Here is a 23312-nt window from a genome sequence, read left to right on the forward strand (position 1 = left end):
ATTGTTTAACCATTGTTTAACTACTGTTCCACCATCGTTTAACTATTGTTAATTATTCTCGCTAGTTACTGAAATCTCCTCTGTAGCTTGCACTACCGGCACAGCCATATTCTCATTAGAATTGCTCGCTGGATGATACGTCGGCACTACACGGGTCATTACTTCCTTAATATCGGCGTTAACGTCTTTTAGGGTTTGTTTTAGTAGGGCTATGTTTCTTAGTAAAATTTTGTAGTCTAGGTCTCCTGGTTTACCTATTAGGATTTTGCTATGGGTGGTGTTGGCTATTCCTTCTTCGTTTAGGAGAAGCTCTTCGTATAGCTTTTCTCCTGGTCTAAGGCCTGTGATTTCTATTGGGATTTCTACGTCTGGTTCGAAACCGCTTAGGCGGATTAGGTCTCTAGCTAAGTCTATAATTTTTACTGGTTCACCCATATCTAGAATGAAGATTTCTCCACCTTTTGCCATGGCACCTGCTTGAATCACTAATTGGGATGCTTCTGGAATAGTCATAAAGTATCGGATAATCTTTTCATGAGTGACTGTCACGGGGCCACCTGATGCGATTTGTTTTTCAAATAGTGGAATCACACTGCCATTGCTGCCCAATACATTGCCAAAGCGGACAGCTACAAATTCGGTCTTGCTAGCTTTGTTGATGGATTGGACTATCATCTCACATAATCTCTTAGAAGCCCCCATAATATTTGTTGGGTTTACAGCTTTGTCTGTTGATATGAGGACAAATTTTTCTACGTGATACTTGTCCGCTGTTTGAGCTGTATTTAGAGTGCCTAGTACATTATTTTTGATGGCTTCTCTTGGGCTGTCCTCCATTAAAGGTACGTGTTTATGTGCTGCTGCATGAAAGACCACCTGTGGTCTAAATTTTCTAAAGATTTGTTCCATTCGATCTTCATCTCGTACAGAGCCAATGAGAACCGTAAGGTTTAAGTGAGGCATTTTTCTTTTTAGTTCATTTTGTAGGTCGTAAGCATTGTTTTCATAAATGTCTAAAATAATGAGTTCAGCGGGGTCAAAGTTTGCAATTTGCCTACATAATTCAGAACCAATAGAGCCTCCACCACCAGTGACGAGAACCCGCTTGTGCTTAAGATAGCCGCAGATTTCAGCATTGTTTAAATTAATAGGATCTCTGCCTAATAAGTCTTCGATTTCTACCTCACGAATTTGCTTTGCAAGATCTTTGCTATCAATTAGATTAGAAAGACTCGGAACAATTTTTGTCTTACATTTGGTTTTTTTGCATTCATTAACAATTTCTCTAATGGTATCTGGTTCAACAGAAGGCATAGCAATGATAATCTCTTGAATCCTATGTTCTTTGACGAGCTTGTCTAATTGACTTAACTCCCCTAAGACTTTGTAGCCATTAATATAAGTACCTAATTTACATATATCATCATCTATAAAACCGATGATCTTATCCTCGATCCTAGGATTACCTCTGTATTCCCTTAAAATACTTACCCCTGCATCCCCTGCACCTACAATGAGGACATTTTTGCCATTAGCAGGTATATTATAGTTCTTAAATCGTCTAGCTGCTCTATAGCTAATTCGAATACCGCCTGTAAAAGTTGTATCTAATATACAGTTTACAATGGCATAGCTTATTGTGAGTTCAGGGCTAATTAAATTAAAGATAAAAAAGGTTAAAAAGTTAGAGACTGCATTTGCCAAAGTAATCTTAAACATTTCCTCAACACTAGCATATCTCCACAAAGTGTTGTATGTATTTGTAATAAAAAGCAAACCAAATTTTATAGTAAGGGCAATAATCAAGAAATTAGAAAATTGCGTTATGATGACAGCGCTGTTTTCCGTTAAGATAGCAGATACGTACAGGGAAAACGTAAAAAATAATCCGTCTAGCATTGCTACCATTCCTATGCGTATTGTTTTTTCTCTCATGGGTAAAAGTTCCTTCTTTCGGGTTTTTATTCATGCTTAGTTTAGTATACATTTTTTCTTGGCCAAAGACAATATGTGCTGGGGTCCCAAATTTTCTAGGTGGTCCGTCGGTCAGCAAATGCGCCCCCTCGCCTTGAGGCGAGGTTGTTTTTGTTATGTATTTATCTTTTCGGTTTAGGAATGTATTATAAAGATTCTACTATAAGTAGTATGTCGAAATAGAGAGGATTGTGTTAGAATATGGGCTTTTTTCGTCACATTACCTGTGTCAAGGTTGGCGACCTTACTACCTTATCTCAAATTCCATCGCTTATTTCATTCACAATCCCTGACGCTTGGTATCCACCATCTTCATAAATAAACTCATGCAAATACTTCACATTGTCTACTAAACTGTTTGGTTTTAGGTAGTAGACTCCGTTCCATGTGCCGCCTTTGGAATATTCATCTAATGGAAGGCGGGTGTTTTCTAACGTTTTTATGTTTGATGAGAATACATCTGTTGCCAGACCTACCATGTCTACCGTGCTTAGGCTTGTCTCTACATTAGGGGTTAGGGTTTCTATTAGGGCTAGGGCTTGGGTTAGGGATTTGCTGTCTAGGACTTTGTAGATGACGTTTTCCAGGACTTTTCGCTGTCTTTGCGTTCTCTCGTAGTCGCCGTCTCCTGAGTAACGTATCCTGCTATAAGATACCGCTTGATCTCCGCTTAAGTTTTGTAACCCTGTGCTATTGACACCTGGAAGATGTCGGATTTCATAATCCTTCACATCAATTTCTACTCCACCTATGGCATCGACAATCTTTGCCATGGCGCTAAAGTTGACTGTTACGTAGTTTTTGATGTTCATATCAAAGTTCTTATTGATGGTCTTAATCGCTAGTTCTGGTCCTCCAAAAGCATAAGAGTGGTTGATCTTATCGTATCCTCTATCAGGAATATTCACATATGTATCACGCATGATAGATGTAAGCTTAATCTTTTTATGTTGCTTGTCCAATGAAGCAATCATGATCGTATCAGAGCGAGTTGCACTATCGTAATCATTGGCTCGAGTATCGATGCCAAATAAGGCAATATTGATAATTTTATCATCCTTTTTAGATGATTCAGGCGAGATGTTTAGCTCTTCATCATTTTTGGAGATGTCTACTCGGCTCATGTCTCCTAGGTATTTATCAAATAGATAAATGCCTCCAGCGGAGATTAGGAGGATGAGGGCGAGGAAGCCAATTAATACTTTTTTTCCGGTGGAACGTTCTTTTTTCTTAGTAGCCATTGTGGTGCACCTGCTTTCTCTTTTTAGGTGGTAAGCAAAACGATCCCTTATCTTAAGGGTGATCCTATTTTTAGTTTGTTACTTTATTCTATTTAAATTGTTTAGGACGCTTGTAATATAGTGGCTAGGTAGTTATCAAAGATGCGTTGGTATTTTGCTGACCACCTGTTTAGAATTGCTCACAATTTTAAACAATCAACGCAAAGGCCGTAGCTAAAATCGGCACAACTATAGACAATATACACAACCACAGCATGACCATGGTAAATTTATTTTTCTTCATAAAAATCACCTCGTTGTTTTAAATAAATTATGTATTATTGTATCACAGGAGTGTTGAATTGAATAGATACAAGGTTCTATAAAATCAGTTTTATGATAAGACTAAATATATTTCTGCAACAAATTACTTTTATATGGGTTGATATTTCCTCCATATCCCATTTATATAGTAGGAGGTGAAAATATGGCACTTGAAACCAATGTCTCAAATTTAAAATTACAGCTAAAGTATAACTATGGAGTGGATGACAGCGGAAATGTAATAACAAAGTCCAAAACCTACTCTAATATTAACAACGCTGTAACAGATCAAGTAAAATACGATGTCGCAATAGCTATCGCCGCCCTTCAAGCTCACGCTCTTGAAGAGGTTCACGTGATACAGGATAATCTTTTATTGAATGTTTAAGACCACCTGCACCGGCTATTAATATACAGGGAAATAAATGCTCTTAACCTTTATCATGAACGAGTAACACTCACTAAAAGAGAGGAGGTGCAAAATGCCTGAAGTAAAACTTGACCTTAGCTTCAAAAGAGCTGATGGTGGTAATTCAAAGATATCTATTGAAGATGCTAAAGCTGATATTACAGAAGCCCAAGCTAATAGCTTAATGGATTTGATTATTGCTAATAATATTTTTACACCAAATGGATCTAGCTTAACTGCAAAGAGCAAAATCGAATTAATTTCTACGGATGTTGTAGAGTTTGCTATTATTTAACGGCATGTAGTGGATGAAAAGAGCACCTTGATGAATAGGGGTGCTCTTTTTATTGTGGTTTGGATAGATGGTCACACTTCCGGATTGCGTCAATAGAATAATATTGTATGATTTAAATTTTCATTAAGGAGGTGAGTCCCATAGACCTCATTTTTTTAATAGATGAAATTAAAAGCGGAGATACATCTCAAATGGAGGTCTTGATTGAACAGGTTCGGCCGGTTACTTTGTCAATGATAAAGAAATACGGCTACTATGATAGTTTTGAAGAAAATTATCACAATGCTATGGTTCAATTATTAGAAGCCATACAGGAGTTTGATAAATCAGAACAAGTACCTTTTGCAGCCTTTTATAAAAAAAAGCTCTTTTATTTCTATATGGATGTTATAAGAGAGCAGGCTGATAAAATAGAATTCGTCGAAACGATGCCTACTTTTGATAACCTAAAGGATGAAAATTTGATTGAGCAGGATAAGAGTCTAGACAAAATCATCTGGAGGGAAAATACGGAAGATATTCAAAGAGCATTGATGAAACTTACACCTAAGCAGCGGTGGATTATCCAAGAATATTTTTATAAGGGAAAAAAAATCCAGCAGATTGCTAAAGAGAATAACCGTCATCCACAAACGATAACAAAGTTAAAAGCGCGGGCGCTACATGTGCTTCGCGCACAATTAAGAGTTGAGAATATACCATTTAGAATTCATTAAATAGGCTTGGGTCAAGTATAACTACTTTGGGCATTGTTTAGCTTTGCGTTTTTTATTGATTGCAGATGGAGAAAAAGCTAATACTTCAACATCTTCCTTCCCAACAACCCTATCTTTCTTGCCATGTATTGAATTAGGATAAATGAGATTACTAGTATGACTAGGCCCAGTTCTCGGGAGACTTGGGAATAGATTACGGATATGGTGGAAAAGAGGATGCTCATGCCGTAGATCGTCAGGACGGTTTTGGTTTGGGAGCTGTTGGTCGTCATTAGTAAGTGGTGGAGGTGTTCTTTGTCCGCTTGGGCAAAGGATTGGCCTCTTAGCTTTCTTCTGATAATGGCAAAGAAGGTGTCAAATACGGGCACTCCTAGTATTAATATTGGAACGATTAGGGAGATAAATGTAGTATTTTTAAAACCCATTAGGGATAAAACAGATACAATATAGCCTAAAAATAATGCTCCCGTATCTCCCATAAATATTGTTGCAGGGTGAAAATTATAGACTAAAAAACCCGTACAACTACCTGCTAGAATTAGAGCATAGGACATGACAAAGTAGTCCCCTTCTACTGTAGCTAGAATGTACATGGTCATGAAGGTAATAGCAGATACTCCAGAAGCAAGGCCGTCTAAGCCGTCAATTAAGTTCACTGCATTGGTTACTCCTATAATCCATAGATACGTGGCAAAATAGCCTAAATAGGTCAACTGAATTCGACCGATAAAGGGTAGGGTAATGCTTTTTAGATAAATACCTCCATAAAATATTACTACAGTAGCTGCTGCTAGTTGGAAGAGGATTTTTATCTTAGGGCTCATTTCATATTTGTCATCTACAATGCCTGAGATTAGAATAATAATAGCGCCAATCAATATGGCGTTAAACTGAAAATGAGGGTAGCCAAATAAAGCATGCCCTAAAATAAAGGCTATAAAGATAGACAGCCCTCCCATAGTTGGCATGAGTTCTTTGTGTACTTTTCTTTTATTAGGTTTATCTACTGCACCGATTTTTAGGGCTAGTTTCGCTATAAATGGGGTGATTGCCATAGAAACCGCGCAACAGAATAGGTATACTTTTATGTCTTCCATAAGCACCTTACACCTTATTTATTCTTCCTATTTATACGTTTCAAATACATCCTCTTTCTCAGCGAAAGATCTTTTATTATGGGATTATTCACCCACCCTGGGTATTCTATTTCTATGACTTGGCGGAGTTCTTCTAGGAGGTCTGATCTGATTCCGGGGTCGGAGATTTTGGCTACTTTTTCGGCTGAGCGAAATAAGAGATGGTAAATGAAGAGGTATTCTAGTTGGTTGGCGAATTCTTCGTCTTGTTTTTGCTCTTGGTAATAATTTTTTACGATTCTTAAGTTTTTCACTGTTTCTAAAATCCTATAATTGTGTTCTTTGATATCGTCGTCTTGGTGGTAATTGTAGTGGCATAGGGCTCGGTTCACTTTGGCTATTTTTTTACCGTGAAGTAGTAGCCTTGGGATAGTTCCTAGGTCTTGATCTCTAAGCCCTAATGGAAAGTAGATATGGTTGTCCGTGAATAGAGTCTTTTTATATAGTTTTCCCCAAAAGAATGGTAGGATGGTGTTGAGTAGGTCTTTGTTTTCGTAGATGGATTCTACTCGTGCTTTCATCTTACCTGAAAAACGAACCTGTACGTGTTTTTGCTCTTTGTCTTCTATTATTCGAGCATTGGTTAGGACTAGATCTGCATCGGTTTCCTTTGCTTCTTCCATCATAAGGGCAAGGATTTCTTCTTGCAAATAGTCCCCTCTATCTATAAACATAATATATGGGCAATTGCTCTTATCTATACCTACATTCAAGGCGGCGGAAGTTCCGTAGTTTTGCTGACTAATAAGTTGAATGCGGTCTAGATGCTCCTTTTGGTATGTTGTTATTATGGAAAGGCTGTCGTCTGTAGACCCTTGGTCTACGATAATCAGCTCGAAGTTTCTGTACGTTTGATTCAGTATAGATTGTATGGATTTGTCTAAATAAGACTGGGCGTTGCAGACAAGCATGATGATAGATACCTTTGGCATAGATTCCTCCGCTATATAAGATGGTAAGGTGGTATGTTGTATGCTGCGGGCTTGTAGCTCCTTTTAGTCGCCACAAGCCTCGCCAACCTTGACAGGGGTAATATTAGAGCTTTTACAACTGTAAGCTCTTCAAATAGTCCCGAAATTCTCCTTGTAAATCCTCTCTTCTTAGAGCAAATTCTACTGTAGCTTCTAAAAAGCCTAGTTTGTTTCCTACATCGTATCTCTTTCCTTGGAAGTCGTAGGCGTACATGGATTCTTGTTTGGCTAGCTGTTTTAGGGCGTCTGTTAATTGAATTTCTCCGCCGGCGCCTTTTCCTGTGCGTTCGAGTATTGGGAAGATTTCTGGGCTTATGATGTATCGACCTAGGATGGCTACGTTTGTCGGAGCTTCTTCTATAGATGGTTTTTCTATTAAATCATCTACCGTAAAAAGCCGGTCTTCAATCTGTTTTCCAGATACGATACCGTATTTGTTTACATCTTCTCTTTTTACGCTCTGTACCCCTAGTATAGACCCTTTTTTATCATTGTAAACCTGGATTAGTTGTTTTAAAGCTGGTTTTTCAGGGTTATAGACAATATCATCCCCTAATAATACGGCAAAGGGCTCATCGCCTACAAAGGATCGAGCGCAAAGTATTGCATGACCTAATCCTTTAGGTTCTTTTTGCCTTACGTAGTTAATATCGACCATATTGGAAATATCTTGTACTAATTGCAAGAGTTCGTCCTTGCCTTTTTCTTTTAGCTCAAGCTCTAATTCTACGGATTTGTCAAAGTAATCTTCTAAAGCTCTTTTGCTTCGTCCTGTGACCACGATAATCTCCTCAATGCCCGATGCAATAGCCTCTTCAATTATATATTGTATGGTAGGCTTGTCTACAATAGGAAGCATCTCCTTTGGCATTGCTTTCGTAGCTGGCAAGAATCGAGTTCCTAAACCAGCAGCTGGTATGACTGCTTTGCGAACTTTCATAGATTTATCTCCTTTTGTGTTAATCTTTTATATTTGTTTTCTTTCTATTCGTCTCATCACACATTAGTGTAGGTTGAACGGTTAGTTCGTTGATCGTTTCTTCTACAAATTCTCAAAATTATGTTCAATATAATGCACCCCAGTGCCTCTAAATTGGTCAAGCTCCACATAAAACGGCCTCTTATTTGAATAACTCATGTATAAAGCCCCCGATTGTGTTGTGGCTTCGCCGGATAGTAGGTATTTGCCGGGGAGGAGTTTTATTTGTTTTAATGTTACTTTTAGGGTGTGCGTGCCTATGGTGTTGATTAGAGCGTTTTGGTGGGATTTTTTGTCGCTGCCGAAGATTTCGTTGGTTTCGGCATCTCGAATGGTGAAACACCAGACTAGATCTTCCATAGTCTTTTTGATTTCGTAGTTTACTTGAAAGGTAATTTCTTCTCCAAATTGGAACTTACTGGTCTTTTCTCCTTGGCTATTGACAAAGGTAAAGTTTGAGAATTGAAGAAGGTCCGCCTTGCTCATGATTTGAGCTGTCTTGTTGCTTTCGAGGGCTTCTTGTTTTTTCTTTTCTCTATCTTTGGCTTTTTCTTCTTTTAGGAAGTTTTCGTATTGAACCATAATCTCCCCTGTTTCGCCGTAGCACATAAGCTCTCCATCTTTAATCCACATGCATTTATTGCAGAAGGACTTGACCGTAAAGAGGGAGTGGCTTACGAAGAAGATGGTCTTGCCTTCTCTTTTAAATTCCTCCATCTTGTCAATGCACTTTAGTTTAAACACATCATCTCCAACGGATAAGACTTCGTCTACAATGAGGATGTCTGGATTTACATTAACGGATATAGCAAAGCCTAAACGCGATTTCATACCGCTAGAGTAGGTTCTTACAGGCTGATAGATATAGTCTCCAATATCGGCAAATTGGATAATGTTATCCATTTGATCGTCCATATCTTTTCGCTGCATACCCATGGTCAGGGCCTTTAGGTAGATGTTTTCGATGCCTGTCAGCTCTTGATCAAAGCCTGAAGTAAGCTCTAGTAAGGCAGCTATTTTTCCGTTTATTTTTATATTTCCTTTTGTGGGCTCTGTCACACCGGTGATCATCTTTAAAAGAGTAGATTTACCCGCCCCGTTTTTGCCAAGTACGCCTACTGCCTCTCCCTTAGGGATGGACACGGTAAGGTCTTTTAAGGCGTAATAAGGCTTGTACCTTGTCTTTTCAGAAAAGACATCTACAACCCGATGCCAGGGCTTTTTGTATATTTTGTATCGTTTAGATAGGTTTTCGATTTCTATGGCGTTTTCCATGTATTGTAACTCCTTAATAAGGTGGTAAGAAATGCACTTTAGCTACCATTGGTGGATAATGCGGGCGAGTTTTGATTTTGCTTGCTAGCTTACCATCTGCTTTTACAATATGTCTGCAAACTCTCCTCTTAACTTCTTGAATATATATCCCCCGAGCACACTCAGCGCGAACATCACCACCCAAAAATATACGGTATAGGGGAGATCTTGAAAAAACCATTCCTTGTTTACGAAGGTGTCTCGGTAGCCTTTTATGAAGTAATAGATGGGGTTTGCTTGGATAATGTATTTTAGGATGCCTTGAACATTTTCTATTCTCCATAGGATAGGGGTCAGCCAGAATAGCATCGTAGTGATGGATTTTAAAAGGTGTTCAAAATCTCGGCTAACGACTATTAGAGATGCTGTTGTCCAGGAGAGTATAGTCATAAAGGCAAACATACAAAACATATAGTAAAATATTTGTAGGTAATATATATCTGGTGGATATCCTGCAAACCAAAAAATAGTTATTAGAATGAATACTAGCGCTATATGTACGAATAGCTGTGAAAACATCCTAAAGGTTGGAATGGTGGATACTGGGTAGACAATTTTGGTAATGAGGTGTTTGTTTTGTCTAAAAGATGTGCCGCCATATATTAAGGTTTCTGATATATAAAACCATGGAATAATACCTGCAATAAGCCAGAGAATAAAAGGAAATCCTGATATTTCATTTCGAGATCCTCTTATACCTATTTCAATGGCAAACCAGTACACAGAGATGTAGAGTACTGGTTTTACTAATGCCCACAATAACCCTAAAGCTGTACCTGTGTATTTTTTTTCAAGCTCTTTTTTAGACATTTCAAGAGTTATTCCGGCATTTTCTATATTTTCTTTTATCATATTTAATGGATTGCTTAATAAAGACATAGTTACTCCTCTTAAAAAAGATAGGTGGTAAGGTGGTCAAATATGCGACTTACGTCGCAGTGAATAGTGGACATTGAACAATGAGTACTTAACAATATACGAAAGTTTAATGAAAATCGCAAATTTGAATATCCAACAGATGCTGTCAAATGAGATAATCCGTCGAATAGCTTTTCTTAATATCCTTCGTCTATCGTAATTCCGTAAATCTTTTGAGCTAATTCAGCTATTTTTTCTTGGTCCATAATCCAATAGGATATTCCTGCAACATCCCCAAAACCACCTGGTAGAGTATAAGTTTCCATTGCCTCTAGATTTACAGCAAATAAGGATAATGCAGTGATTTGTTTCATATTTAAATTCGTAGTCAAATTATCTTTAACCAGATTGTATATTTGTGGAATCTTGCTTACAGTGTTGGCGCTTTTCATATTTTGTAAGAGGCTCTTTATGATATGCTGTTGACTAGCAACCCTGTCAATATCTCCTAATGGATACGCTCTGTACCTGGCATAGTACAATAGCTCCTCACCATTAAGTTTTTGCAAGCCTTTTTCTACTACTACTTGGCTATTGTCTTTTCCCTTGTCTGCATAAAGAGTATGAAGCACATCAATCTCAATACCACCTATCTCGTCGATGATTTTTGATACGACTTCCATGTCTGTTATACCTACATGGTAATCTACGGGAATGTCCCCTAAAACATTGCTCACCGTATTAGATAAGTACTCAATTCCTAAAGGAATGACTTCATCTTTATCTTCTGCGTCGTCACTTGCGTACATAAAACAGGAGTTGAGCTTATCTTTGTTATATTGATTGTAAATGGGCACATAGGTATCCCTTGGCAAGGATACAAGGTCTAGAGTGTTCTTTTTAAAATCTAGAGTAGCCAACATCATCGTATCGGACCGATATACGCCATATTTTTGTACCTCTTCACGAATATAATCCTTGTCCAAACCAAAGATTAGGATATTGATTTTATTGTCTGGAAAGGAATCTTTTGCATTTTCTACATCCTCAGAATCCTTCTCTGCTTGAAATATCTTTTCTGGATTTCTCATATCAGAAAAAAACTTGATACCTACTCCAATAAATACTACAAATATTACTATTAGAAAAATAATAAGTTTTCGCTTCCTTATATTTTCTGATGTCATTTTCATAAATCCCTCATTTATCTAACCCTAGCTGAGCAATCGTTTACTATTGTTCAAACGTGATTAGAAATAAAACACGGAATCATCCGTGTTTATCTCTCACAATAGGTATTAAAACTCCCCTTAAAATACGAGAGCAAAGTGCCTGCATATGCTTTCATTTACTTTATTCGTAACGTTTTCTAGATCCAATTAACATGTCGACATTGTCAAGGATTTTTCCTGTTCCTATGGCTACCGCCATTTCTGCATTCTCAACAATTTTTACTGGCACGCCTATTCTCTCCTCTATTAGTATGTCCAATCCTGGAATTAAGGCACCGCCACCTGTCAAATAAATACCGATATCGCTAATATCTGCTGCTAATTCTGGTGGTGTTTTTTCTAATACAGCGTGAACGCCATTTATAACCGTATCAATACTCTCTTGAAGAGATACTCTGATTTCTTCTGAACGCACTAGGATGGATTTAGGTAAACCAGATAAAAGATCTCGGCCTCTTATTTCAATTTCTTTTTCTTCTACACTAGGATGTACTGCACCGATATTGATTTTCAAATCTTCTGCAGTTCTTTCCCCGATGAGCAGATTGTGGTTTTTTCTCATGTATCGGACAATGGCCTCATCAAATTTGTCCCCTGCTATTTTTATAGAAACGCTTTCTACAATTCCCCCTAAGGATAATACTGCAATATCTGTCGTTCCTCCACCGATGTCAATGACCATATTTCCCGTAGGTGCCGTAATATCAATGCCAGCTCCTATAGCCGCTGCTACTGGCTCTTCTACGATAACAGGGCTTGCCCCACCTGCTGCGAGAACGGCCTGTTCTACTGCTCTTTTTTCGACTTCGGTAGCTCCGCTTGGAATTCCCACAACTACTCTTGGTCTAAACAATCTTCTTTTTCCGCATACTTTTTCGATAAAATATTTTAGCATTCTTTCTGTAATTTTAAAATCAGAAATCACGCCGTCTCTTAGAGGGCGGATAGCTTGTATATTTCCAGGCGTTCTTCCAAGCATAGCCCGTGCCTCGGAGCCAATGGCTCTAATTTCGTTTGTGTTTGTATCGATTGCAACAACAGAAGGCTCTTGCAATATTACTCCCTTGCCTTTAACATATGCCAGAATATTCGCCGTACCTAAATCAATTCCTATATCTTTTCTAAAGGGCATCTCTAAGTATCCTCTCCTTTATTACTTTCTACTAAGAGTATATTATAACATAAGTTGGGTAAATTCAAATCTTTAGTGTAAAAAAATTGTTACAAGTTGTAGCTAACAACACAAAAAAAGCCCAGCTGGGCTTGTATGTACTTTGGGACAAATGCCTTGCCTATTTTGTTTCTTCTGCTATTTTTACTTCTTTGCATTTGGACTTTCTTTTATATTTTTGTTTCGTTGCCATGCCACCTCTTAGATGGCGCTCCGCTTTGTTGTTATCGAGTATCTCTCTAGCTTTTTTGTAAATAGCTGGATTTATATCTGGTAGTCTCTCCGTAATATCTTTATGAACAGTACTTTTGCTGACTTTAAATACTTTAGCAGCTTCTCTTACTGTATTTCCTGATTCTATTATATAATTTGCTATACTCAATACCCTTTCTTCTATGTAGTCCTTCACATCAAGTAACCCCCCAACATTATCATTAATAAAATTTATGCAGGAATTGCTTAAATTAGACGCGAGAGAGGAAAAATATATAGATTAAGGTGGTTGGTGATAAGGCAAAAAAAAGACCCTGAAGGGTCATTTTTTTTACAAGTATTCACTTGGATTTATGCATTTGCCATTTTGCCATACTTCAAAGTGTAGATGTGACGGATCTTCGGATTCGAAAGCGGCTGTCTTCCCAATTTTACCTATGGCATCCCCTGCAGATACGGATTGATTTAGAGTAACAGCTACCTTTTCTTCTAAGTTACTGTATCTTGTTTCAATACCATTACTATGTTGGATAATGATGGTTTGCCCTAGTTTTCCATCTTTGTAGATTTTTGTTACTTTTCCATCTAAAGCTGCTTTTACCTCTTGACCTTCTTCTGCTTTGAGGTCTACTCCTGTATGTTCAGATGTAAATTCTTGCAATGTTTGAGAATATACTGGTTCTCCACCCATACTAAAGGCCATTACTACTTCATTTGCACCAACAGGGCTTACCATTTCTTTTAGATTCGTATCAGGTTTTGGCTCCTGCTCTTTCGGTTGCTCTGTTTTTGGTTCTTCCTCTTTTGTTGTTTTCTCTACTTGCGTAGCTGTTTCCGTTGCGGGTTTTTCTGTTACTGCTGTATCTTCCTCGACAACTGTGCTGGTATTTTCTATTGGTTCCGTAGTATCCTGTTCTACTATAGCTGTATCTTCATTAGCTATGTCCTTGTTTGATGCATTGTCGTTAACAAAGTATACTAACATTGTAGCGACTAATGTAATACATAAGAAAATTGCAACGTAGAAACCTTCTTTGTTTACTAATTTGAGTGCTCTTTCTTTAAAATTAGAATGATCATCTTTAAATATTTTTTTCTTCATAATTCGCACCTCCTGAGGACATTATTGCCTGCAGACTTGGTATTTATACCTAAAAATATGAAAATTGTGGTTTTTATTGAATATTTAAAATCCATATAGGTATTCACCAATCTTTCTCCCCAGCGCTTCATACTTCTCCTCTTACAACTAATCTGCATTTGTAGAAATATTTTCTGCTAAACGAGAATATATATTTATATGTACATATCGGAGGTATAACATGAGAAAAATTAGTTTAATGATACTAGCGTTGTTTTTGATTGTAATGGTTATCCCCTTTTTTATCATCAGCTCTTGTGAGGCCATTAATCAGAGGGATGATGAGCCTGATGTAATTGAGGAAAAAGATCAGGTGTTTGTAACAGTTCTTAATACAGAGGATAATACGACTATGGAATTAACAATAGATGAGTATATTAAAGGTGTAGTCGCTGCAGAAATGCCTGTTAACTTTGAATTAGAGGCTCTAAAAGCGCAGGCTGTTGCAGCCAGGACCTATACCTTAAATAGACTAGACGAATTTGGCGGTAAACCAGATGACGCCCACCCTCAGTACGAGCTGTGCACAGATCATAGACACTGTCAGGCATGGATAAGTAAAGATGATCGCTTAGTCGCTTGGTCTAAAAATACGGAGCTATCTGCTTTAAATAGTATCGAGCTTTGGAGCAAAATTGAGGCAGCTGTAGATTCTACAAAAGGAGAATCACTTATCTATAATGGCGAATTGATTGATCCTCTTTTTCATTCAAGCAGTGGCGGTGTAACAGAAAACTCTGAAGATTATTTTTCTGCCTCACTACCCTACCTTAGGAGCGTGCCCAGCGAGTATGAGACAAATTCTCCCTATATAAGCACAAATTTTGATATGAGTGAAGATGATTTTGAAAAAACGCTCAAAAACAAATACCCCGACATGGTATTAAAGAAAAATAAGATGATTGACAATCTAGAAATTATTCGTAGGACAAAAAGCGGAAGAGTAGATGAAATTCGAGTAGGAAATAAGACCTTAACTGGTAGAGAGATAAGAGAACTATTAAGCCTACGGTCTAATAATTTTACAATAAAACAAGATGGCAACAATATCGTATTCACCGTCAATGGCAACGGCCACGGAGTAGGCCTAAGCCAATACGGCGCCAATGGAATGGCAGAAGCAGGCTTTGATTATGTAAATATATTGAAGCATTATTACACAGGAGTAGAATTAAAAAAAGTATACTGAGATATAAGGTGATCATATGACCACCTTAATTAATAATCTCCATAAATCAACGGTGTTCCCAAAACAACATGTGTTCTCTTTTCATCCCCATTACACTTTATTGCTATATTCATATTCACTTTATTTCCTCCGGTAGTGATGTAATCTTGGATTGTTTTGTTGTAGCCACTGGTGGTTTGGAAGTTTTCGCGAATGAAACCACCTTCTACAAAATCTGTATTTGTTTCTTGTAGCGCTCTTGCTGTAATAACTTTCATTTCTTGTTCTGTAATGTCTCTATCAAAACTTCCTTTATACATTAAGAAGATTTGGGATTTTGTATTGGACTTTGTCAATGTCTTTTTTATTTTTTTGTACAAATCAATATCCTTTTTATCTTTTAAAATGAAATCAACACTGGTTACCAGGTTCTCTTCGATTTTGTGAAACACGCTCTTCTGCTCCCCAACATAACAAATCTCCTTATGAGGCATTTGTATAGAAGTTGTTTGGTCTTTGTCTATATTTAATATTGTCTTTATTTCGTCTATGTCTATTGGCGTTTTTAAATCAATATGTACTTCAATGCTGTCTAAATGGGCACCTGTAGCTTCTATTCCTTCCAAAAGAACTTTTTCTTCGTTTCTTTGGAAGGGATAGAAGGCACTTCCTATAGTAAAGGAAATACAGGTTATAAGGCTTAGAAGTAGAATGGTTTTTTTCATTGGTGGCAACTCCTTTTGGGCTTGGGTGGGAAAGGCATTGCTCACCTGAGGTAGAGTTTGTTTTTCCCGTCCAACTGTTCAAGCAATTTATGTAAAAAGGAAGTTATAAGCATCTCTTTTATATTGTAAAAGGGGGATAAAACAATATTAAAGTACTTGTAACTTCCTTGTTCATTAAAAGTATTGCCTGAGGAAGGGTTTTTATACTTCTTTATGATTTTTTTTTATTTTAATTGTGAATTTTAATAAGTTTTTCAACTTAACAAGTTCGCTTTCTGGGCCTTCCTGCCTAAAGGATTCATGTAAAACCGTCAATGAACAATAAAAAATGAACATGGAACAGCAAAAATATGCGACTTTTTATTAAGTCTTTAATACTGCCCATTATCCATCATTCACTGTTCACTGCAACGTGAGTCGCATATTTGTATTCCCGCCTCTTCTAACAAGCTCATAGCGTACTGATCTGGATAGTCGGAGGTGTATACAATTCGTTTTATATTGGCATTGATTAACATCTTAGCGCAGAGGGCGCAGGGGCTGTGGGTGATGTATATTGTGGCTTCTGCTATGCTTACACCGTGGACGGCAGCTTGGATGATTGCATTTTGTTCTGCGTGGATAGCTCGGCAGAGTTCGTGTTTTTCACCGGAGGGTACTCCCAGCTGTTCTCGAAGGCAACCTATATCTCCACAATGGGCAATGCCCGATGGTGCGCCATTGTAGCCTGTGGCGACAATTCTTTTGTCTTTTACAATTATTGCAGCCACTTGCCTACGTAGGCAGGTAGATCTTTTCTTTATAATATCGAGCATTTCAATAAAATACTCGTCCCACGATAGACGCATATGGTTCACTCCTTTCTCAAATATGCGACTTGCTACCTTTCCGTTTTACCCTCTCCCAGGCTATTCATAGCCTCGAAGGCATTATACGAGCTTCTTACAAACGGGTCTGAGGCTACGTATTTGAAGCCTAGTTCTAGAGCTTGAGCTTTGTAGGCCGCGAAGGTATCAGGATGGATGTATTCTACTACTTCGTGGTGTTGTTTTGATGGAGCTAGGTATTGACCTACTGTTAGTAGGTCACAGCCTACTGCTCTTAAGTCTTTGAAGGTTTGGATTACCTCGTCAAAAGTTTCTCCTAAGCCTACCATGATTCCTGATTTTGTTATCGTCTTGGGATCTATTTGTTTTGCCTTTTGAAGTAATTCAAGAGATCTTTCGTATACGGCTTTTGGGCGCACTTCTGGGTAAAGGCGTGGAATGGTTTCAATATTGTGATTAAGTATGTCTGGTTTTTCATCTATAACCTTTTTTAAGGCTTCCTCATCTCCTTGGAAGTCTGGAATAAGAACTTCTACTGTTATACCCTGATTTAAGTTTCCGATTTCTCGAATAACTTTTGCAAAATGTCCCGCACCACCGTCTGGTAAATCATCCCTCGTTACGGATGTAATTACTACGTGCTTCATACCCATTTTCTTAATGGCTTCTGCTACATTTGAAGGTTCGCTTTCATCAACTTGACCGGGTTTTTCTTTATCCACATTGCAGAAAGTACAGTTTCTAGTGCAGTGTCTTCCTAGTATCATAAAAGTAGCTGTTTTCTTTTCAAAACATTCCATTCTATTCGGGCAGTTTGCTTCTTCGCATACGGAATGCAAGTTTAAACTTCGAAGCATTTCTGTTACTTCTCTTGTCTTTGTGGCATTGGCTTTTATTTTTAACCATTCTGGTTTTTGCATGACATCTCTTACCTTTCTGTTTAAGGTCGTACGGTAGTAAGGCGGCGAGTATTGCTTTTACCGACCACCTGAACACCCGGCCACCTATTTTAAAATTTCACTATATATCTTCTTAAATACTTCACTTATAGATAAATTATGTTTTTTTGCGATCTTCTTGGCGTCTTCGTATTCTATTGTTCTCTTGGTGATGTCTTCGTATTTTGCTTCTTTTATTTTTACTTCTCCTAGTGTTGATGAGAAATTTGTTATGGTTCTTTTCATGATGGATCTCGTGGATGGGATGGTTCTTATACCTAGGGTGGTGGTGTGTTTAAAGATGGCTTTTTTCAGTTTAGTATTGTCTTCTTCTTTGCAGATGACGGTTAGTTCATAGGCTGGACGGTTTTTTTTCATGAAGATGGGGCTAAAATTTGCGTCTAGTGCTCCCTCTTCTATGATTGCCTCTAAGGCAAAACCTAGCTCTTCTCCGGTCATATCGTCTATATTGCACTGAAGCAAAATGACTTGATCTTCATTGTCCTCTATAGTTTGTAATATATATGCCCTAAGAATATTTGCTTTTGGAAAGTCCTTTTTACCGGCACCAATTCCAATCTTTTCAATGATGTAGTTATTAGGTAATTGGTTCCCTGTTTTTAATGCTGCGACTATAGCGGCACCCGTTGGCGTGACCATCTCTCCCTCTGTGTCTGTTAATTTTAGCTGAAGATTTTCTCTTTTTGCAATTTCCACTACTGCAGGAACAGGTACTGGGATAATCCCATGCTGACATCTTACATGTCCATGACCTTCGTATATAGGAGATACGATAACTTGTTCGATTTTTAGATTGTCCATGCAAATGGCTGCCGCTACAATATCTACAATAGAATCAATGGCTCCTACTTCATGAAAATGCACTTCTTCCATGCTCTTGCCATGAACCTTAGCTTCTGCTTCAGCTATGATTTTAAAGGTTTTTAGGGCTATCTCTTTGGCATTTTGTGTAATATTAGAGTTTGAGATAATTTCATTGATGTCTTTGATATTTCTGTGGGTGTGATGATGATTGTGGTGTTCTTCTAGTAGTACATCAAAGTCTTTAGCTTGAATTCCACATTTGCTTGTGCAGGATATTTTTATTTTGTATCCGCTTATATTAAGGCTCTTAAGACCTTGTCGTAAAGTCTCCTCATCTGCTCCTAGGTCAAGTAAAGCAGCAACAGTCATATCCCCGCTTATGCCTGAGTAGCACTCGAGATAGAGTGTGTTTTTCATTTGGTCACCGTTCCTTTGGATTCGTAATGTATCATGTTGTAGTACACCTTAAAAAATCATTTCTACAATTCTCTCCAGTATTCTTTTTATTTCTTTCGCCGTGTCCCTATAAACGTCAATCGACTGACCGTAAGGGTCGGCTAGGCTCATTTGGTCTATGTTTAATTGGTAATCTGGGTCTTGTGTTCGTCCTTTTTTTTCTAGAAGTAAAGATAAGTATTCTTTTAGTGTAAATGTCTTTTCTATAGCCTTGGCGTATTTGCGTATTACATTATCTGTATGGTAGTGAGTCATCGTTAGGATTAAATCAGCTTCTTCTATTAGCTCTTCTGTTAGCATTTGGGAGAGGTGATTTTTTATGTCTACATCCATTTGGGACATAATATCGATGGCCTTTTGGTTTGCAGGCTCGCTGAAGAACACATCGGTGCCTGCTGATTTTATTATAATGTCTTTATCTTTAAGAAGATCTTTCATTATTCCCTCCGCCATACTACTGCGACAAGTATTGCCTGTACAGACGAATAAGATCATTTTCATATTGTTTCTCACCACCTTTATACTTCAATTATATCAAATCCAGCAGCTTTATTCAGCCTATTGGATATGGCTAGTTCTTTGCCTTGGTTGCTGAAGCCTTCAGATAGGATGATTTGTATATCTTCTTCATCAAAGGCTCTCAGAGAGCCAAATAGTTTTGCCATTATGGTGTCTGGTTTAAAGCGTTGGCCCATGGTGATTACTTTGTCGGCTTTGTACTCTTTTTTTGTTTCTTCTGTAGCTAAAACGCCTACCTTTTTTCCTTGTTTTTGATATTCTTGGGTGAGTTCGTTTATGGTTTTTACTACTTTTACCCTGTCCCCTTTTATGATTTTCATAGGTGCTTTGGGAGCGTAGTGTTTGTATTTCATCCCTGGAGATTTTGCTTTTATTAGCTTTGTTTGGTGTAGGATTGCTTGATCTATTTGAACCTGTCCTATTACTTCTTTTATTGCCTCGAAGGTAATCGCTCCTGGCCTAAGGATAGTAGGAATAGGCTCTGTTAGGTCAATTACGGTGGATTCTAATCCTATGGTGCTGTCGTCAGATGTGATAATGGCGTCTATTCTTCCATCTAAGTCCTCTATAACATGCTTTGCCTTTGTGGGGCTGGGTTTGCCTGATATATTGGCACTAGGGGCAGCTATTGGTGTATTGGCTTCTTCTATTAAACACCTTGCGATGTTATTAGAAGGCATTCGAATGGCCACGGTTTCAAGCCCTGCTGTAATGACCTCTGGAATGATGCTTGATTTTTTAAAGATCATCGTCAAGGGACCTGGCCAAAAGGTTTTAGCTAAAAGCTTGGCTTTTTCAGGTATCTCTTCAACTAGTTTTTCTAACATATTCATATTGGATATGTGAAGGATTAAGGGATTGTCAGAAGGTCTACCCTTAGCAATATAGATTTTTTTTACGGCCTCTTCATCTAAGCCATCTGCACCCAAGCCATAGACTGTCTCTGTCGGTATAGCCACCGTTCCTTTATTATTGATAATATCCGCAGCCTGTCGAATCAATTCCATATCTAGTTCTTGGCTGCTTATATCAAGTATTTTTGTCATATCGTTTACTTCCTTTGCTTTAACTTCTTTGATTTATTATTATAGGAATTATAACATAGGTAGAAAATTTTCGCGAGAGAGAAAAAGCAGCCCTCAGGTGCTTAGGTCATTATCTCGCCCTGCTTTCACCCTAGCCACTTCGTCAACAGTATTCCACATATGATTCCAAATATAATAGAAAAACCAGAGGTGCGACCCTTCCAGAGGGCACTGGATTTGGGAATAATTTCTTGGCAGGTGATAAATAACATAGCTCCCCCTGCAAAGCCAAGACACAAGCCTATGAAATCTTGTGATACATTTCCAATATAGCCCCCTATCCAGGCCCCTATGCCCATGGGGATTCCTGCATATATGGTGTAGAGGAGTATTTTGATTTTTGAGATTCCACTAATACTTAAAGGGGCTCCCATAGCCATGCCTTCTGGTATATTGTGGATGAGAATAATAATGGCCAAGCTCATTCCTAAGTGAGGATCTGCCACAAGGCCTGAACCTATGGCTAGTCCTTCGGGAAAATTATGGGCTGCAATGCTAATGCCCATTAATGTTCCCGTTCTGAGAAATTCATTTTTCATATGACTCCCTGAAAAATGAAAAGAAAGCACCTGATCAATGACACTAATTAATGCTACCCCTATTATGATCCCTATTATCGATATTCCCAATCCAGACATAAAGGCCTCGGGCAACAAGTCAAAGCATACGATAGATATCATTAGCCCACCTGAAAATCCTAGAGTAAAGCTAAAGAGGCGATTCGATGGATTTCTAATTATAAAAGAGGAAACCCCTCCCATCCCTGTCCCAACAGTCCCAGCCAGAAAACCTAACAGTGTAATTTTAAATAGTGTATTAAAGTCCATTCAATAGCCTCCCTGTGTTTTTTATCTTTTATTTATATTCGATAAGTAAGAGAATTAGACGAGAAATTGAGCTACGGTTTTGCTGAGCACCTGCATAAAAAAACTGCACCTCCAATTGTTAGATATGTCTAAGAATTGGGGTGCAGTTCACTTGCGGAAGTTGTTTTTTATGTTTGACTCTTCAATTTTTCAGCTTGATCTGTTGTTACGAGAGCTTCAATCATTTCTTCGATTTCACCATCTAGGAAGGCATCTAGTTTGTAGATTGTTAGACCTATTCTGTGGTCGGTTATTCGACCTTGTGGGAAGTTGTAGGTTCTAATTCTTTCGCTTCGGTCCCCTGTTCCTACTTGGCTCTTTCTGTTTTGAGCTATTTCAGCATTTTGTTTGCTTTGCTCAACTTCGTATAGCTTGGCTTTTAAAATTTTCATGGCCTTCTCTTTGTTTTTTAGCTGTGATTTTTCATCTTGGCAAGTTACTACTAAGTTTGTTGGTAAGTGGGTAATACGAACTGCAGAGTCTGTCGTATTGACACTTTGCCCTCCATTACCAGAAGAACGATATACATCTATTTTTAGATCGTTTTGATTGATATCAATTTCTACATCTTCTACTTCTGGTAATACGGCTACAGTTATAGTTGATGTATGAATTCGTCCACCTGATTCTGTAGTTGGTATTCTTTGTACTCGATGAACACCGCTTTCGTATTTTAGTTTACTATAAGCGCCATCTGCATTAATAGAGAATACAATTTCTTTTATACCACCTAGTTCAGGGATATTAGAACTCATGATTTCATATTTCCAGCCTTGTCTTTCCGCATATCGCGTATACATTCTAAACAAATCCCCTGCAAAAAGAGCTGCCTCACTACCACCAGCACCTGCACGGATCTCTACAATAACACTCTTATCATCATTAGGATCTTGAGGTAAAAGAAGGATTTTTAATTCTTCTTTTAAAATTGTTTCTTTTTCTTCTAATTCGTTTAATTCTACTTGTACCATTTCTTTAAACTCTTTATCCGACTCTTCTTGGAGCATTTCTTTTGATTCTTCTATTGAAGTTAATATATCTCTGAATTCTCTAAATTTTACGACAATTGGATCTAATTTTGCGTGTTCTTTGACAAACTTTTTCCATTCCGTTTGATTCCCAATAATTTCAGGATCACTGATTCTTTGTTCAAGATCTATAAATTTACGTTCTATTGCTTCTAATTTATCTAACATTTTTACCCTCCAAAATACATCTGTTGGAATTATATCATAGGAAAAAGCGAAGCGCAACGCTTAAAGTCGAATGGGAAAACCGCTAATACCTTCTAAGTTGTAAGTTTTAAGCAAAACCTATGTCACCACTGGTTACGTTTTGGTTTTGCAGGCCACTTATGATGCCTTAATTTTCTTTTAATTAATTGTTAAATGTTGTATAATAATTATGTTAAGATTTATTAATATTTGTTTTGGAGGAGATGTCTTGAAGAATATTTTGTTTTTTCTTTTACCAAAGAAGGATGTTGTTTTCTTGAATGTTAATTGTTCGTTGAAATTCGCTTTGGAGGTAATGGAGACAAATGATTATAGCTCAATTCCCATCGTAGGCGACAAAGGCAAATATATCGGAGCCGTCACACAGGGGGATTTGCTTTGGGCATTTAAAAACAATCCTCATATTCATTTTGACAACTGTAGTAAATATGATTTAAAGGATATTACCCTACACAAAAAAATTGAGTCCGTTAGAATTGATCAACCTCTAGAAGAGATTATTAATATGGCAAAACATCAAAACTTCATCCCTGTGACAGATGACAATGGAACCTTTATAGGAATTATTAGAAGGCAGGATGTCATTGATTACTTATTAAGTGTATTACAGGAAGAAGATCAGTATCAGCTTGGATGAGAAAATAGCAATCAGCGTTCAGTACTTGGGGTTTCCCCCAGAGTCTAAAATCCTTCCCTGCGCTCCAGATAACCGATG

The 23312-nt window shown here is 37.8% G+C and carries 23 protein-coding genes and 1 pseudogene; 5 read left to right on the plus strand and 19 right to left on the minus strand.

Annotated features, from left to right (window positions below):
• Positions 1-48 precede the first annotated feature (48 nt).
• Both Q7P22_RS12560 and Q7P22_RS12565 read right to left on the minus strand, forming a co-directional pair.
• Entirely contained in the window at positions 49-1935 is a 1887-nt protein-coding gene (locus Q7P22_RS12560) for a nucleoside-diphosphate sugar epimerase/dehydratase (RefSeq protein WP_303864655.1), read from the minus strand.
• A 296-nt stretch (positions 1936-2231) separates the two neighbouring features.
• Positions 2232-3215 (minus strand): LCP family protein, encoded by a 984-nt coding sequence (locus tag Q7P22_RS12565; protein ID WP_303864657.1) that lies wholly within the window; start codon positions 3213-3215, stop codon positions 2232-2234.
• A gap of 466 nt (positions 3216-3681) precedes the next feature.
• Here Q7P22_RS12565 and Q7P22_RS12570 point away from each other — a divergent pair, with 466 nt between their 5' ends.
• The 3 genes from Q7P22_RS12570 to Q7P22_RS12580 all read left to right on the plus strand — a co-directional run bounded on the left by Q7P22_RS12570 (position 3682) and on the right by Q7P22_RS12580 (position 4938).
• Positions 3682-3906 (plus strand): DUF1659 domain-containing protein, encoded by a 225-nt coding sequence (locus Q7P22_RS12570; protein ID WP_303864659.1) that lies wholly within the window; start codon positions 3682-3684, stop codon positions 3904-3906.
• A 94-nt stretch (positions 3907-4000) separates the two neighbouring features.
• Positions 4001-4222 carry a DUF2922 domain-containing protein gene (locus tag Q7P22_RS12575; protein WP_303864661.1) on the plus strand — a complete coding sequence of 74 codons (222 nt, stop codon included), beginning with the start codon at positions 4001-4003 and terminating at the stop codon, positions 4220-4222.
• A 191-nt stretch (positions 4223-4413) separates the two neighbouring features.
• The gene (locus tag Q7P22_RS12580) at positions 4414-4938 is read left to right on the plus strand and encodes a sigma-70 family RNA polymerase sigma factor (protein ID WP_303864663.1); all 525 of its coding nucleotides are present in this window, start codon (positions 4414-4416) and stop codon (positions 4936-4938) included.
• Positions 4939-5015: 77 nt separating this feature from the next.
• On the opposite strand, the gene Q7P22_RS12585 is transcribed toward Q7P22_RS12580, so the two are convergent.
• From Q7P22_RS12585 to Q7P22_RS12625, 9 genes are all read right to left on the minus strand, one after another.
• Positions 5016-6035, minus strand: a complete 1020-nt coding sequence (locus tag Q7P22_RS12585; protein WP_303864665.1) for a glycosyltransferase family 4 protein — start codon at positions 6033-6035, stop codon at positions 5016-5018.
• Positions 6036-6049: 14 nt separating this feature from the next.
• A complete protein-coding gene (locus Q7P22_RS12590; RefSeq protein WP_303864667.1) occupies positions 6050-7006 on the minus strand; it encodes a glycosyltransferase family 2 protein in 957 nt (318 codons plus the stop codon).
• A 112-nt stretch (positions 7007-7118) separates the two neighbouring features.
• Positions 7119-7985 carry a UTP--glucose-1-phosphate uridylyltransferase GalU gene (gene galU, locus Q7P22_RS12595; protein WP_303864669.1) on the minus strand — a complete coding sequence of 289 codons (867 nt, stop codon included), beginning with the start codon at positions 7983-7985 and terminating at the stop codon, positions 7119-7121.
• 102 nt (positions 7986-8087) lie between these two features.
• The gene (locus Q7P22_RS12600) at positions 8088-9299 is read right to left on the minus strand and encodes an ABC transporter ATP-binding protein (RefSeq protein ID WP_303864671.1); all 1212 of its coding nucleotides are present in this window, start codon (positions 9297-9299) and stop codon (positions 8088-8090) included.
• Positions 9300-9401: 102 nt separating this feature from the next.
• Positions 9402-10217: an ABC transporter permease gene (locus Q7P22_RS12605; RefSeq protein WP_303864673.1), complete on the minus strand. Its 816-nt coding sequence runs from the start codon at positions 10215-10217 to the stop codon at positions 9402-9404.
• A gap of 176 nt (positions 10218-10393) precedes the next feature.
• A complete protein-coding gene (locus tag Q7P22_RS12610; RefSeq protein WP_303864675.1) occupies positions 10394-11389 on the minus strand; it encodes an LCP family protein in 996 nt (331 codons plus the stop codon).
• Positions 11390-11549: 160 nt separating this feature from the next.
• Complete coding sequence (locus Q7P22_RS12615) at positions 11550-12560, minus strand: rod shape-determining protein (RefSeq protein ID WP_303864677.1); 1011 nt, start codon at positions 12558-12560, stop codon at positions 11550-11552.
• Between the two features lie 160 nt (positions 12561-12720).
• Complete coding sequence (spoIIID, locus tag Q7P22_RS12620; RefSeq protein WP_303864679.1) at positions 12721-13008, minus strand: sporulation transcriptional regulator SpoIIID; 288 nt, start codon at positions 13006-13008, stop codon at positions 12721-12723.
• 135 nt (positions 13009-13143) lie between these two features.
• Positions 13144-13914 carry a DUF2606 family protein gene (locus Q7P22_RS12625; protein ID WP_303864681.1) on the minus strand — a complete coding sequence of 257 codons (771 nt, stop codon included), beginning with the start codon at positions 13912-13914 and terminating at the stop codon, positions 13144-13146.
• A 220-nt stretch (positions 13915-14134) separates the two neighbouring features.
• On the opposite strand from Q7P22_RS12625, the gene spoIID reads away from it, so the two are divergent.
• Positions 14135-15142 carry a stage II sporulation protein D gene (spoIID, locus tag Q7P22_RS12630; protein ID WP_303864683.1) on the plus strand — a complete coding sequence of 336 codons (1008 nt, stop codon included), beginning with the start codon at positions 14135-14137 and terminating at the stop codon, positions 15140-15142.
• A 29-nt stretch (positions 15143-15171) separates the two neighbouring features.
• Here spoIID and Q7P22_RS12635 read toward each other — a convergent pair whose 3' ends face one another.
• From Q7P22_RS12635 to prfA, 8 genes and pseudogenes are all read right to left on the minus strand, one after another.
• A complete protein-coding gene (locus Q7P22_RS12635; RefSeq protein ID WP_303864685.1) occupies positions 15172-15846 on the minus strand; it encodes a YwmB family TATA-box binding protein in 675 nt (224 codons plus the stop codon).
• 395 nt (positions 15847-16241) lie between these two features.
• On the minus strand, positions 16242-16694 hold the full coding sequence (locus Q7P22_RS12640; RefSeq protein ID WP_303864687.1) for a cytidine/deoxycytidylate deaminase family protein: 453 nt from the start codon (positions 16692-16694) through the stop codon (positions 16242-16244).
• Positions 16695-16726: 32 nt separating this feature from the next.
• Positions 16727-17617, minus strand: a pseudogene (gene lipA, locus Q7P22_RS12645) (lipoyl synthase); the annotation flags it as partial.
• A gap of 60 nt (positions 17618-17677) precedes the next feature.
• Positions 17678-18853: a nickel pincer cofactor biosynthesis protein LarC gene (gene larC, locus Q7P22_RS12650; protein WP_303864688.1), complete on the minus strand. Its 1176-nt coding sequence runs from the start codon at positions 18851-18853 to the stop codon at positions 17678-17680.
• A gap of 48 nt (positions 18854-18901) precedes the next feature.
• A complete protein-coding gene (locus Q7P22_RS12655; protein WP_303864690.1) occupies positions 18902-19393 on the minus strand; it encodes a low molecular weight protein arginine phosphatase in 492 nt (163 codons plus the stop codon).
• 17 nt (positions 19394-19410) lie between these two features.
• Positions 19411-20457 carry an L-threonylcarbamoyladenylate synthase gene (locus Q7P22_RS12660; protein ID WP_303864692.1) on the minus strand — a complete coding sequence of 349 codons (1047 nt, stop codon included), beginning with the start codon at positions 20455-20457 and terminating at the stop codon, positions 19411-19413.
• Between the two features lie 125 nt (positions 20458-20582).
• Positions 20583-21323: a ZIP family metal transporter gene (locus Q7P22_RS12665; protein WP_303864694.1), complete on the minus strand. Its 741-nt coding sequence runs from the start codon at positions 21321-21323 to the stop codon at positions 20583-20585.
• Between the two features lie 167 nt (positions 21324-21490).
• Positions 21491-22558 carry a peptide chain release factor 1 gene (prfA, locus tag Q7P22_RS12670; protein WP_303864696.1) on the minus strand — a complete coding sequence of 356 codons (1068 nt, stop codon included), beginning with the start codon at positions 22556-22558 and terminating at the stop codon, positions 21491-21493.
• 247 nt (positions 22559-22805) lie between these two features.
• Between prfA and Q7P22_RS12675 the strand changes: the two genes are divergently transcribed.
• Complete coding sequence (locus Q7P22_RS12675) at positions 22806-23234, plus strand: CBS domain-containing protein (protein ID WP_303864698.1); 429 nt, start codon at positions 22806-22808, stop codon at positions 23232-23234.
• The last annotated feature ends 78 nt before the right edge of the window (positions 23235-23312 follow it).

The sequence above is a fragment of the Alkalibaculum bacchi genome (assembly GCF_937875145.1).
Classification (GTDB): Bacteria; Bacillota; Clostridia; order Eubacteriales; family Alkalibacteraceae; genus Alkalibaculum; species Alkalibaculum bacchi_A.